The sequence below is a fragment of the Methylovorus sp. MM2 genome, assembly GCF_001648895.1.
In the GTDB taxonomy this organism is placed as follows: domain Bacteria; phylum Pseudomonadota; class Gammaproteobacteria; order Burkholderiales; family Methylophilaceae; genus MM1.
The window spans coordinates 828,997-841,470 of record NZ_LXUF01000001.1; the positions used below are offsets into that span (position 1 = coordinate 828,997).

Below are 12,474 nucleotides of genomic sequence, written 5' to 3' on the forward strand. Positions count from 1 at the left end.
AAAATGGAGATGATAAAAGCAGTAATCGTTGCAGTGACACTCAGTATTTCGATGTTGATAGTGCCATTCTCAGCCTATGCGTTGAGTGGTGATGAGCAGGTCGAGTTTACTGATGCCCTAGGTACAGGCAACATGAAGATCGTTAAGAAATACTTCAAAAACGGCGTTAACGTCAATGATTTATATTTTGCATGGTCTCCATTACAGATCGCAGCGAATAAAGGCCAACTGAAAGTCGTTCAATATCTGGTTGAGAAAGGTGCTGATGTTAACTACAAACATCCGATCACTAAAATGACAGCCATGCATTTGGCCGCAGTCGATGGGTATGAGGATGTCACTAAATACCTGTTGGCACACGGTGCCGATCTTGAGATGAAATTGCGAGGTAATGTTTCTATCTTGCGCGCAGTGACTGATACCGGTAACACCAAGATGGTCGATCTTTTAGTCGCGGCTGGTGCCACCGATGATGGTTGCCAAGCTGAAAAGTGTAACTAGTTAGTCTTGTACTAGGTATCCATACCTCACATCATTAATTTGGTATTGATATGCCAGAACTAATGAGATCGCAGTTATCAGGCATTCGCTTTTGCATCGGCATGATTACTTTGCTTGCAAGCGCGAATGTCTGGTCTGCACCAGAATTTACTCCCCATATTAAAACCCTCGCGGCCTCATGCGCTGCTTGTCATGGAACTAATGGTAATAGCGTAGGCGGCACGCCGGTACTGGCGGGTTTAGATCAAACGCATTTTATCTCGCAGATGCAGGCTTTTCGTTCAGGTGAACGGACATCGACTGTGATGCATCATCATGCAAAAGGGCTGACGGTCGACGAGATCGAACAGTTAGCTGTTTATTTTTCTGCGCAAAAACGCGCCATCGCGGTGATGCCCCCGCATCAAAAACTCGATACTGCACACCATGTCGATTGATCGTCGTGATTTTATTAAGCTTGCCGCAGGCACTGGCCTAATCAGTGTCATACCTGCTTTTGCCGCAAATAGTAAGAAAAAAACGATAGGTCGTGTGGTCATCATCGGCGGTGGTTTTGCCGGGGCGACTGCGGCCAAATACCTTAGCATGTGGGGTCAGGGTCGCGTTGAAGTAGTTGTTATCGAGCAGAATGCGCAATTTGTCTCATGCCCTGTGAGTAATCTTATTCTTGGCGGTAGCAAGCAATTAGACGATATTACTTTTGGCTACGGCATGCTCAAAAGTCACTATGATATTCGCTGGGTAAATGATCAAGTGACGGGCATAGATCCACAAGCCAAGAAGATTAATATGGTGCGTGGTGTGATGACCTACGATAAGCTTATCATCGCGCCCGGAGTCGATTTTATCTATGCGCAATTGCCCATGCTGCAATCCTCGGATGCGCAGGTACAAGTGCCGCATGCGTGGAAAGCCGGTGAGCAGACTGTCAATCTGCGCAAGCAGCTTGAGGCTATGGCAGATGGCGGTGTCTTTGTCATTAGCATCCCCAAGGTGCCTTTCCGCTGCCCACCAGGCCCTTATGAGCGTGTTTGCCAAGTGGCGTTCTACCTCCAGCAACATAAACCAAAATCAAAGATCATCGTGCTCGATGCCAACCCTGAGATCGTTTCTAAAAAAGGGCTGTTCACCAAAGTCTGGGCGGAGATGTATGCGGGTATGGTGGATTATCGCCCCAATAGCACTGTTGTGGATGTCGATGTCGCAACAAGAACAGTACAGACAGAGTTTGAAACAGTAAAAGCCGATGTGCTGAATATTATTCCGCCACAGCGTGCGGGTAAGCCTGCACAAATGGTGGGCGCTGCCAATATTGATAAACGCTGGTGCGAGGTTGATTTTCTCACTTATGAATCTAAAGTAATTCCCGATGTCCATATTATTGGTGACTCGGTCTCTGCGGCGCTGCCTAAGTCGGCGCATATGGCGACATCGCAGGCGCGGATATGTGCAAACGCGATTATCTACTTGATGAACAATGAGATGCCTGATGCTACTCCCGTGTTTGCCAATACCTGCTATAGCTATGTGAATGACACCATGGCGATGCATGTCGCGAACGTATACCGCTATGACGCTGAAAAGAAAATCATGGTGTCAGCCGAGAGTGGTGGCGTCTCAGATAAACCTTCTGAAGAAGAAGGTAACTACGCAAGATATTGGGCACAGAATATATGGTCTGATGCCCTGACTTAACTTCAAGGGCCTGAAGCATGATGGCAAGATATTTTAGATATATATGGTTTGTTTGCCTGTTCCCGCTGTTTGCCTATGCCGATATGGCAAGCATCGCTGAAGTGCCTAAAGACCCTGCTGTCGCACTTAAATTACCTATAGGTTTCAAGGCGCAGGTTTTTGCCAAAATCACTAATATGGGTGGAAGCACGGCTAGAGGCTACTTTCGTGGTGCAAGGATGATGGCGTTCGATGCAGAAGGTAATCTCTATCTGTCGCTAGGGTTGGATAACAAAGTCGTCATGCTCCCGGATCGTAACCATGATGGCTACGCAGATGAGGTCGTGATAGTCGCCGAGAATCTGAATGCGCCAAATGGTCTGACTTTTGTCGACGGCAAGCTGTTTGTAGCAAATCAGGATGGCGTCGTCAGGCTGGAGCGTAAAGATGGAAAGTGGCCTGCGAGCAGTGTAACGCCGATTATCAGTGGTCTTGCGACAGGTGGACACACACTCAAAACCATCAAACTCGGGCCTGATGGCTATCTGTATATCAATGTAGGCTCAAGCTGTAATGTATGTGTCGAGAGTGATCCTTTCAGGGCCACCATATTGCGTTATACCGTAGAGGGCAAACCCGCTGGTGCGGTGGAAACCGTAGGCTGGCACAAGCCCAATCCGGTTTGGGCGACAGGTCTGCGCAATTCGCAAGGGTTTGCATGGCATCCGCAGACTGGTGCAATGTTCGCTACTAATAATGGCGCAGACCTTCGCTCTGATACTAAAGGCGGTAAGGGGAATGATGACCTGCCGCCAGAGCACCTGAACCGAATTCAACCCGGTAAGAACTATGGCTGGCCACATTGTTGGGGTAATCGGTTCGCTGATCCTAATTTCGCAGGCCCGCCTGAGTTCTGCGCTAATATGGAGGTACCGGAGATTACATTTACTGCGCACTCAACGCCTATTGGCATTACCTTTTTGGATAAAGCGAATTTCCCAGCAGAATATAAGACGGATGCTGTTGTTGCCTTGCACGGTTCATGGAATCGCGGTGAGTTGTCAGGCTACAAGCTGGTACGTGTGAAATTTAATCAGGATAAACCGATCATGGTCGAAGATTTTGTCACGGGCTGGCTGGATGAGCATAGCGCATGGGGTCGTCCGGTCGATGTGCTGGTTGGCCCTGACGGTGCTTTATATGTTTCGGATGACAGGGCGGGGATGGTGTACCGTATTACCTATGGCAAAAAATGAGCCGCATGAATAAAGAGAAAGTAGGATAAATATGTACAAATCGATCTATAGGATGATGTTTGCTGTCGGCATGGTGATCGCTGTCAATGCGCATGCCAAGGATGCTGAACCATCGGCAGCACCTGCAAATATGCTGTTCTACATGAACCCTAGCGAATATGCACATCCCATCAAGTTATGGCATTTTTATCATGATTACTGGTATGAGCAGGGGCCAGCAGTTGAGCCGGTCGCAAAAGAGGTGTTTGGCTCGGCCTTCGGCAATGCGGATATGTGTACGAGTAATCGTATCGGCAATGCGCTGGTGCTACTCAAGCCTGATATGGTCTATAACCCGCATATGAGTATCTTCTACGGCAAGATTACCGCCTATGTATTCTCCGGCAGTGGCAAACCGATGGGCATCTATGAAGGTAACTCTGAAAGGGTTGGCTACATCGATGTGGTACCCGCCTATCAGGTAGCGACAGCTTATAAACTGGCGCTTGAAGACGCAGTTAAAAAGATGAAGACAGATGCATCGCTGCAAAACGTCATCGCGAACGGTATTCCTGCCAGCGAGACAAGTACCCCTTGTGCTATGGTGAGTGTGTTATCCCCTATAAAAAAATAAGCATATTTATGCATTAAGTTGTTCCACTGAGGAGAAGTAACATCATGAATAAGAAAACGATATTACGTAGCACGCTATTGGCCGCTTTGCTTGTATCAGCAAGCATGGCAACAGCACATGAAATCAAAAATATCACCGGTTTTAAGACACCAGAATCTGTCATTACCGGTAAAGATGGTCGAGTCTATGTTTCAGAGATCGGCGAATTCAATAAAGATGGCGATGGACAGATCAGCGTGATCGATGCTGATGCTAAGGTCAGTGTCTTTGCAAGCGGTATGGATGACCCCAAAGGGCTTGCGTTCATCGGCAAGGATTTATATGTGGCCGACAAGGTGCGTATTCTCAAGATCACACCTGATGGTAAGTGGACAGTATTGGCCGCCAAAGAGGCTTTTCCTGAAACGCCCCAGTTCTTGAATGATTTGGTTGCCGATAAAAAAGGTAATCTGTATGTCAGCGATAGTGGCGATATGACCACTGGCGGCGCTATCTACAAAGTAGATTCAGCAGGTAAAGTGAAACTGATTACTAGCACCAAGCAGGATGATCGTATTCAGGCACCAAATGGTTTGCTCCTTGAGGGAAAAGATCATCTGCTGGAAGTTGATTTTGCAACTGGTGAACTCTATCGCGTGAATATCGCTTCAGGTGCGCTGACCAAGATCGCTGAAGGTTTTGGCGGAGGTGATGGTCTTGTACGCGCTAAAGATGGACAGTTATACATCAGTGATTTCAAGGGTGGCAAGGTATACAAAGCTGATTTTCAGGGTCATGTGGAGCTGATCAAAGAAGGTTACCAGCAATCTGCTGATATCGTCTTATCTGCTGACGGCAAATCATTGATTGTTCCTGAGATGAAAACCGGCACTGTTATTTGGCTACATCTGCATTAATCTCGTGAGTATCGCCAGCCCTACCTCTCAACCTACAGAGTTGCGGCAAGCCGCATTATTCTGGCTCGCTCAAACCGATTCAACGGCCAAAGCAATAGGTACTCGCGCGCTCGAGTCTGTGTGGTTGAGTGGGGCGCTTGGTCTTGATGCAAATCTTGAGATATCTACTCAGATCGCCCTCCCTGGTCAACCATCAAAGCCTGAGTTAGTGCCGCCGCTTGCTGTGAAGCGTCGGTCGATGACTACGCCAGAGGGTCGTGCCGTACTCATACATGCGCTGACGCATATCGAATTCAATGCCATCAATCTCGCGTTGGATGCTATTTGGCGCTTTCCTGATATGCCGTCAGCTTATTACACCGATTGGTTAAAAGTCGCACAGGAAGAAGCCTATCACTTCACATTGCTGAACGCGCATTTGCAAAATCTGGGCTATATCTATGGCGATTTTCCCGCACATAACAGTCTATGGGAGATGGTCGCCAGAACGCAGGGCGATGTACTTGCGCGTATGGCGTTGGTGCCACGCACAATGGAAGCGCGGGGATTGGATGCCTCACCGCTTTTACGCGCAAAACTTGCCCAGGCAGGGGATATGGCCGCGGCGGAGATACTTGATATCGTGTTACGTGATGAAATAGGCCATGTTGCCATTGGCAACCATTGGTATGGCTGGCTATGTGAGCAGCGCGGGCTGGACCCCATCACTACCTATGCGCAGCTCACCGTTCAATATGCCGCCCCCAAGATGCGTGGCCCTTTCAATTTGCCCGCTAGGCGCGCTGCGGGTTTTACTGAGCCCGAGTTGGCTGCGCTGGAATCTTAGCTTATTGCGCAGCAGGTTTAGAGGCTGGGGCGTCAATGATTTTGACTGACTCAATCACCACAGTCTGCATCGGTACATCGCCTGAGTCGGTTGGCATGCGCGCGATTCTTTGTACCACATCCATGCCTTGCACGACCCTGCCGAATACCGTGTAACCCCAGCCCCGTTCGGATGGATCTGTGTAGTTCAACGACGTATTGTTTGCAACATTGATGTAGAACTGGGCCGTTGCAGAATGCGGGTCGCCTGTCCGTGCCATTGCGATCGAACCTAGTGAGTTGGTTAAACCGTTATCGGCTTCATTACGGATAGGCGCGCGCGTAGGTTTTTCATCCATGCTGGGTGTCATGCCGCCGCCCTGAATCATAAAACCGGAGATAACACGGTGGAATATCGTACCGGAATATTGACCATCTTTTACGTATTGTAAAAAGTTGGCGACTGTTTTTGGTGCCCTTTGGCTATTCAACTCAACAATGATAGCGCCTTGACTTGTTTTGATCTCAACAAGCGGTAGTGCAGCAGCCGTCAATGAATTGAACAGCACCAATGTAGCGAGGCTGAGAAATATACGTTTGATCGACATGTTAAATTCCTTATTGATTAAAACTGAATAAATGAGTGATGCCATCAAGGCCTGAATGGTTCAATGCATAGCTTGCCTGGCTCTGTACGATGGGTTTTGCATGATAGGCTACGCCACAAGCGGCTACTGCCATCATTTTAAGATCATTCGCCCCATCACCTATCGCAACGGTTTGTGACGCTGCAAGGCCAAGCTCATCACGTAAACTGATGAGAAAATCTGCTTTGGCTTGTGCATCTACAATATTGCCCAAGATGCGGCCTGTTAACTTCCCATCAATTATCTCAAGCGAGTTGGCCTGCGCATAATCAAGACCTAACAAGGCTTGAACGCGCTCTGCAAAAAAGTCGAAACCGCCAGAGACCAGCATGGTCTTGATACCATTCTTTTTGCAGGCGGTTATCCAGTCATGTGCGCCCGGGTTAAGTTGTAGGCGCTCATCGACTACACGATGCAATGCCGACTCATCCAACCCTTTAAGCAGAGCTACTCGTTGACGTAAGCTCTCTGCAAATTCGATCTCACCCCGCATTGCGCTTTCAGTAATAGCAGCGACTTGTGGTTTCAGGTTGTACATATCAGCGATCTCATCGATACATTCGATATTGATCAGTGTCGAATCCATGTCCATTACAGCTAATCCAAAGTGCTGCAATGTATGCGCATCTTTTACTAAGGTGCAGTCGAGATTCTGTTGTTGGGCATAGCTTGCAACTTCAACTGGTAATGTTTGCTGGGCAGGCAAATAAAATGCCTGTGGGGTGATTGGGATGAATGGCTTGGGGTTGCCGCATAACGCTCTGATTTTTTCCAGATGATCTGCTTGCAGGGATGACCCTTGTACGACAAGACGCATGATGGCTAGGCAAGTATCAAAAAAACCGATTATACACGCTGGTGGATGACTAACGTGACGCTGATGCTGGCGTAATAAGACGATTTGCGCGAAAATAGGCGATTGCGATAAATATTGAAACATATCCATGAATTTGCACGAGTTTCAGGCCAAACAATTACTCCAACGCTATGGTCTGGCGATTCCAAAAGGTCAGGTTGCTGACTCGGCTGATGCTGTTGTCGCGGCTACGCAGCATGTCGGCGGTAATGCTTGGGTAGTTAAAGCCCAAATACACGCGGGTGGTCGCGGTAAAGCAGGTGGCGTCAAGCTAGTCAAGTCGGTTGCTGAGGCGCAAGCCGTTACTGCAAGCCTATTGGGTAAATCGCTTACTACCTACCAGAATGCACCGGATGGGCAGCCCGTTACGCAAGTGTTGATAGAAGAAACGCTGCCGATCGCGCGTGAGCTTTATCTTTCCTTGCTTGTCGATCGTTCATTGGAGCGCGTGGTCTTTATTGCATCTGCCGCGGGCGGTATAGATATCGAAGAGATCGCCCAAACCAGCCCTGAAAAGATATTACAGGAAGTTTGTGACCCGTTGAACGGTTTGGTCGATTTCCAGGCACGGAATATCGCGTTTGCCCTAGGACTGGCTGGTGAACAGATCGGCGCATTCACCAAGCTCGCAAAAGGGCTATATAAATTATTCAAGGAGAATGATCTCGCCTTGCTGGAGATCAACCCGCTGATCGTGACGACAGAGGGCGCATTGATTTCACTTGATTGTAAAATGAGTGTGGACGATAACGCACTCTATCGTCAAAAGGCACTGGCTGAGCAACGTGATTGGAGTCAGGACGATGCCAAAGAGGCCGTAGCCCATAGCGCAGGTCTGAACTACATCGCGCTCAACGGTAATATCGGCTGTATGGTCAATGGCGCAGGTTTGGCGATGGCGACGATGGATCTGATCAAGCTGCATGGCGGCATGCCGGCCAACTTCTTGGATGTAGGTGGTGGCGCTACAGCAGAGACTGTTGCTAAAGCATTCAAGATCATCCTTGCCGATGATAATGTTAAAGCTATCCTCGTGAATATTTTCGGCGGCATCATGCGTTGCGACATCATTGCAGAGGGCATTATTACTGCCGTGAAAGAGGTTGGCATACAGATTCCCGTGATCGTGCGCCTTGAAGGTACGAATGTAGAACTTGGCCGTAAGATGCTGAGTGAAAGTGGATTATCGATCATCTCCGCATCTGGCTTGACCGATGCGGCAAAGCAGGCAGTAAATTCAGTCAAGAGTTTGGCCTCGAAAGCATAGTATGAGTATATTGGTTAATAAGAATACAAAAGTCATCTGTCAGGGGTTTACCGGTAAACAGGGTACGTTCCACTCTGAGCAGGCGATTGCTTACGGCACAAAGATGGTGGGTGGTGTAACGCCGGGCAAAGGCGGGCAGCAACATCTTAATATGCCAGTTTTTAATACGGTGCGGGATGCAGTTGCCGCTACTGCCGCTAATGCATCCGTTATCTACGTGCCGCCGCCTTTCGCGGCTGACTCTATTTTGGAAGCCTGTGATGCGGGTATCGAACTGATCGTATGTATCACTGAAGGTATACCTGTGCTGGATATGCTCAATGTAAAAGCGGCTTTAAAGGCGAATGGCGTAAATCTTATCGGACCCAATTGCCCGGGTATCATCACGCCAGATGAATGCAAGATCGGTATCATGCCCGGCAGTATCCATTTGCGTGGAAAAATCGGTATCGTTTCACGCTCCGGAACGCTGACTTATGAAGCGGTGCATCAAACGACTGCACTAGGGTTAGGCCAATCTACTTGTGTAGGCATTGGCGGTGATCCGATCAAAGGCCTGAATTTTATCGAATGCCTGCAAATGTTCGAGGCAGATACCGAGACTGAGGCTATCATTATGGTAGGTGAGATCGGCGGTAGCGATGAAGAGGCTGCTGCGGAATACATAAAAAGTCATGTGACTAAACCTGTGGCAGGTTATATTGCCGGGCAGACCGCCCCTAAAGGCAAGCGTATGGGCCATGCTGGCGCTATTATCTCAGGTGGTAGCGGTAAGGCCGAAGATAAGATCCGTGCCCTAGAGCTTGCTGGTGTAGTGGTCGCGAGTTCGCCAGCAGGGTTGGGTGAGGCAGTTCAAGCAGCAATCAATGCGAAATCTTAAAGACTGGAAATAACATGTTCCGCAATTTTTATCTGTTGGTCATTTTGACGGTTGCCAGCACTTTATCTGTAGGCATCTCGATTGCAAGTGCCGCGCCTGAGATCCCATATCTGTTAACGGTGGCTTCAAAGGGTGATATCTCAACCGTGCGTGCGATACTAGCCAGTGGTGCGAGCCCTAATACAAAAGATAGCGATGGCATCACTGCGCTGATGTATGCCGCACGTAAAGACAAAGCAGATGTGGCACGCGTGCTGCTGGAAAAAGGCGCAAATGTGAATGCCACAGATAGTGAAGGCTGGACTGCATTGATGTTTGCCGCCAAGAAGAATTATATCGCTACGGTAAAAGTGCTACTGGAAAAAGGCGCTGACCCTAAAGCACGCGACTCTTCTGGCTGGAGCGCATTAGGCTTGGCGGCGACATCCGGCTATAGCGAGATCGTTGATCTGCTGGTTAAGAATGGTATCGATGCCAGCAGCAAAAGCGATGATGGTAAAAGTGTCTTGATGTATGCTGCCAAGAATGGTGATTTGCCAACCATACAAACCCTGATTGACAATGGTGCTGATACCTCCGCACGTGACCGTTACGGGATGACAGCCCTCATGTATGCCGCTCGCCAAGATAATGCCGATGCAGTCGACTTATTGCTGAGCAAAGGCGCTAAACTAAATGAAAAAGATCAGTTCAAATGGACAGCACTGACATGGGCGGTGAAGAAATCCGGCCTCAATGCAGCCAAGAAACTGGTTGAAAAAGGTGCTGATGTAAATGCCAAGGATTCAGAAGGTACGCCAGTGCTGCAAGTTGCCGTGAGTAATGGTGATGCCGAGATGGTGAAATTCCTGCTGGATAATGGTGCCAATGTAAAGACCAAGGATCAGTATGGCCTGACCGCACTGGTGTATGCACTGAAAGCCGGTAAACCGGACATCGTGCAGATGATTAAAGATGCAGGTGGTAGTTACTGATAAAGTGGGCCTGACCATGCTTAGATACCTGTCTTAAACATTGGACATGACCATTTCTAAATACCCTCTCAATATTGATTAGATATCAAATCCCAATCAATGAAAATCGCGATTGCACAAATCAATACGACGGTCGGCGACTTAGCTGGCAATAGTGCAAAAATCATCGAATACGCTCAACGCGCGATGCAATCTGGCGCGACGCTATTACTAACGCCAGAGTTGGTTTTATGTGGATATCCGCCAGAAGACCTTCTACTGCGTAATGACTTTATGGCAGCCTGCGACGATGCCTTGGAGCGAATCGCTACAGCGGTACCCGGGATTACGGTAATCGTCGGCCATCCTGTCAAAAGTGATGGCTGTGCTTACAACGCAGCCTCTGTGCTGCAAGGCGGCAAGGTCGTTGCAACCTATCATAAACATATTCTGCCCAACGATAGCGTATTCGACGATGTTCGCTATTTCTCCCCGGGACGTGAGCCTCTGGTGTTCCAACATCAGGGTTTGCGTTGTGGCGTGATGATCTGTGCCGATGTATGGGAGCCGCCTTCTGCCAGACTAGCAAAACTGGCTGGTGCCGAGATATTACTTGTCTTGAATGCCTCGCCCTATCACATGGATAAACAATCTTCGCGGCATGAAGTCGCGCGAAAACGGGTTGATGAGACAGGTTTACCTATTGTCTATGCCAATCTGGTCGGCGGGCAGGATGAGCTGGTATTCGATGGCGGCTCCTTCGTGCTTGATCGCGATGGCGTGTTGGTGCAGCAATTGCCTGAGTTTGAAGAGTCGCTGGGTTTCGTCACCCTCGATACCAATGGTATCAATCGTGCAAATCCTGAGCAGGCTGCTGTGATTGCAAGCCTGCCGATAGAGGCCGCAGTCTACCAAGCATTATCTCTAGGCTTACAGGATTACATTAATAAGAATGGTTTCCCCAGCGTTGTGCTTGGGCTATCAGGTGGTATCGATTCTGCGCTGACATTGGCGATTGCCGTGGATGCACTTGGTGCAGATAAAGTGCGAGTTGTCATGATGCCTTCGGAATTTACTGCCGATATGAGTGTCAATGATGCAGAGGGAATGGCAAAGATCGTCGGTGTTCGTTATAGCGAATTGCCGATCAAGTCATTGTTCGAGAATTTCCAAGAAGCGCTCTCCGAAGAGTTTGACGGTTTGCCATTTGATACGGCCGAGGAAAATCTGCAAGCGCGTATTCGCGGCATGCTATTGATGGCGCTCTCTAACAAATTCGGTAGTATTGTGTTGACGACAGGTAACAAGAGTGAGATGGCAGTCGGATATTCCACACTGTATGGCGATATGGCAGGGGGATTCTCTCTATTGAAAGATGTCCCCAAAACTTTGGTGTACAAGCTTGCGCGTTACCGTAATGCGATCTCACCGGTGATCCCTGAACGGATTATCTTGCGGGCGCCCTCTGCAGAACTTCGCCCAGGGCAGACCGATCAGGACAGCCTGCCGCCATATGACGTGCTGGATGCTATTATGGAAGCTTATGTGGAGCATGATGCCAGCCGTTCAGACATCATTGGGATGGGTTATCGTGAGCAGGATGTCACTCGTGTCGCAAACTTGATAGATCGTAATGAATATAAGCGTCGTCAGGCGCCAATCGGAGTTAGAATCACACAAAGAGGTTTTGGTAAGGATAGGCGTTATCCCATAACGTCTAAATTTGTTGTAACAAGTACAAAATAACTAAGTAATAAACCTGAGGAAGGAGTACTACCATGAAAAAAATCGAAGCAGTGATTAAACCATTTAAACTGGATGAGGTACGTGAGGCGCTATCTGAGATCGGTGTAAACGGCCTTACCGTTACCGAAGTAAAAGGTTTTGGCCGCCAAAAAGGTCATACCGAGTTATATCGTGGTGCCGAATATGAAGTCGATTTTTTGCCTAAGGTGAAGATCGAGCTGGTCGTGCCTGATAGCCTGCTTGAAACAGCGATGGATGCAGTGATTCGCTCTGCACGCACCGGCAAGATCGGTGACGGTAAGATTTTTGTAACAAGTATTCAGCAAGTCGTCCGTATTCGTACTGGCGAGACTGGCGAAGCTGCTATCTAGTTAGACTTGA

General features: G+C 48.6%; 14 protein-coding genes. 12 read left to right on the top strand and 2 right to left on the bottom strand.

The genetic code is table 11. The annotated features are described in order from the left end of the window. The first annotated feature begins 9 nt into the window (after positions 1 to 9). From A7981_RS03820 to A7981_RS03850, 7 genes are read left to right on the top strand one after another with little or no spacing between them, the layout of a single operon-like run. A complete protein-coding gene (locus tag A7981_RS03820) occupies positions 10 to 501 on the top strand; it encodes an ankyrin repeat domain-containing protein (RefSeq protein WP_254258493.1) in 492 nt (163 codons plus the stop codon). Positions 502 to 551: 50 nt separating this feature from the next. Then, complete coding sequence (locus A7981_RS03825) at positions 552 to 938, top strand: c-type cytochrome (protein ID WP_254258494.1); 387 nt, start codon at positions 552 to 554, stop codon at positions 936 to 938. Continuing rightward, positions 928 to 2,196, top strand: coding sequence for an FAD/NAD(P)-binding oxidoreductase (locus A7981_RS03830; RefSeq protein ID WP_067264237.1), 1,269 nt, complete (start codon positions 928 to 930; stop codon positions 2,194 to 2,196). The genes A7981_RS03825 and A7981_RS03830 overlap by 11 nt, the downstream gene beginning before the upstream one ends. Positions 2,197 to 2,213: 17 nt before the next feature. After that, positions 2,214 to 3,431 (top strand): sorbosone dehydrogenase family protein, encoded by a 1,218-nt coding sequence (locus tag A7981_RS03835; protein WP_067264240.1) that lies wholly within the window; start codon positions 2,214 to 2,216, stop codon positions 3,429 to 3,431. A 31-nt stretch (positions 3,432 to 3,462) separates the two neighbouring features. Next, entirely contained in the window at positions 3,463 to 4,044 is a 582-nt protein-coding gene (locus A7981_RS03840; protein WP_067264243.1) for a hypothetical protein, read from the top strand. 44 nt (positions 4,045 to 4,088) lie between these two features. Further along, the gene (locus A7981_RS03845; RefSeq protein WP_067264245.1) at positions 4,089 to 4,940 is read left to right on the top strand and encodes an SMP-30/gluconolactonase/LRE family protein; all 852 of its coding nucleotides are present in this window, start codon (positions 4,089 to 4,091) and stop codon (positions 4,938 to 4,940) included. 4 nt (positions 4,941 to 4,944) lie between these two features. Then, positions 4,945 to 5,766: a ferritin-like domain-containing protein gene (locus A7981_RS03850; protein ID WP_082889203.1), complete on the top strand. Its 822-nt coding sequence runs from the start codon at positions 4,945 to 4,947 to the stop codon at positions 5,764 to 5,766. Between the two features lies 1 nt (position 5,767). Here the strand turns inward: A7981_RS03850 and A7981_RS03855 are convergent, their stop codons facing one another. Next, positions 5,768 to 6,352 carry a peptidylprolyl isomerase gene (locus tag A7981_RS03855; RefSeq protein ID WP_082889204.1) on the bottom strand — a complete coding sequence of 195 codons (585 nt, stop codon included), beginning with the start codon at positions 6,350 to 6,352 and terminating at the stop codon, positions 5,768 to 5,770. A 10-nt stretch (positions 6,353 to 6,362) separates the two neighbouring features. Further along, positions 6,363 to 7,331, bottom strand: coding sequence for a phosphoserine phosphatase SerB (gene serB, locus A7981_RS03860; protein WP_371440338.1), 969 nt, complete (start codon positions 7,329 to 7,331; stop codon positions 6,363 to 6,365). Between the two features lie 4 nt (positions 7,332 to 7,335). On the opposite strand from serB, the gene sucC reads away from it, so the two are divergent. The 5 genes from sucC to A7981_RS03885 all read left to right on the top strand — a co-directional run bounded on the left by sucC (position 7,336) and on the right by A7981_RS03885 (position 12,464). Then, a complete protein-coding gene (gene sucC / locus A7981_RS03865; RefSeq protein ID WP_067264248.1) occupies positions 7,336 to 8,514 on the top strand; it encodes an ADP-forming succinate--CoA ligase subunit beta in 1,179 nt (392 codons plus the stop codon). A 1-nt stretch (position 8,515) separates the two neighbouring features. After that, a complete protein-coding gene (sucD, locus tag A7981_RS03870) occupies positions 8,516 to 9,394 on the top strand; it encodes a succinate--CoA ligase subunit alpha (protein WP_067264250.1) in 879 nt (292 codons plus the stop codon). A gap of 14 nt (positions 9,395 to 9,408) precedes the next feature. Then, positions 9,409 to 10,368 (top strand): ankyrin repeat domain-containing protein, encoded by a 960-nt coding sequence (locus tag A7981_RS03875; protein WP_067264253.1) that lies wholly within the window; start codon positions 9,409 to 9,411, stop codon positions 10,366 to 10,368. A 99-nt stretch (positions 10,369 to 10,467) separates the two neighbouring features. Further along, a complete protein-coding gene (locus tag A7981_RS03880; RefSeq protein ID WP_067264257.1) occupies positions 10,468 to 12,093 on the top strand; it encodes an NAD+ synthase in 1,626 nt (541 codons plus the stop codon). Positions 12,094 to 12,125: 32 nt separating this feature from the next. Further along, on the top strand, positions 12,126 to 12,464 hold the full coding sequence (locus A7981_RS03885) for a P-II family nitrogen regulator (protein ID WP_067264260.1): 339 nt from the start codon (positions 12,126 to 12,128) through the stop codon (positions 12,462 to 12,464). Positions 12,465 to 12,474 lie beyond the last annotated feature (10 nt).

Bases quoted from the DNA above. Each gene is read 5' to 3' on its own strand.
- A7981_RS03820 (WP_254258493.1), top strand. From the start codon at position 10: ATGATAAAAGCAGTAATCGTTGCAGTGACACTCAGTATTTCGATGTTG.
- A7981_RS03830 (WP_067264237.1), top strand. From the start codon at position 928: ATGTCGATTGATCGTCGTGATTTTATTAAGCTTGCCGCAGGCACTGGC.
- serB (WP_371440338.1), bottom strand. From the start codon at position 7,331: ATGTTTCAATATTTATCGCAATCGCCTATTTTCGCGCAAATCGTCTTA.
- A7981_RS03840 (WP_067264243.1), top strand. From the start codon at position 3,463: ATGTACAAATCGATCTATAGGATGATGTTTGCTGTCGGCATGGTGATC.
- A7981_RS03845 (WP_067264245.1), top strand. From the start codon at position 4,089: ATGAATAAGAAAACGATATTACGTAGCACGCTATTGGCCGCTTTGCTT.
- A7981_RS03885 (WP_067264260.1), top strand. From the start codon at position 12,126: ATGAAAAAAATCGAAGCAGTGATTAAACCATTTAAACTGGATGAGGTA.
- A7981_RS03825 (WP_254258494.1), top strand. From the start codon at position 552: ATGCCAGAACTAATGAGATCGCAGTTATCAGGCATTCGCTTTTGCATC.
- A7981_RS03875 (WP_067264253.1), top strand. From the start codon at position 9,409: ATGTTCCGCAATTTTTATCTGTTGGTCATTTTGACGGTTGCCAGCACT.
- A7981_RS03855 (WP_082889204.1), bottom strand. From the start codon at position 6,352: ATGTCGATCAAACGTATATTTCTCAGCCTCGCTACATTGGTGCTGTTC.
- A7981_RS03835 (WP_067264240.1), top strand. From the start codon at position 2,214: ATGATGGCAAGATATTTTAGATATATATGGTTTGTTTGCCTGTTCCCG.
- sucD (WP_067264250.1), top strand. From the start codon at position 8,516: ATGAGTATATTGGTTAATAAGAATACAAAAGTCATCTGTCAGGGGTTT.
- A7981_RS03880 (WP_067264257.1), top strand. From the start codon at position 10,468: ATGAAAATCGCGATTGCACAAATCAATACGACGGTCGGCGACTTAGCT.
- sucC (WP_067264248.1), top strand. From the start codon at position 7,336: ATGAATTTGCACGAGTTTCAGGCCAAACAATTACTCCAACGCTATGGT.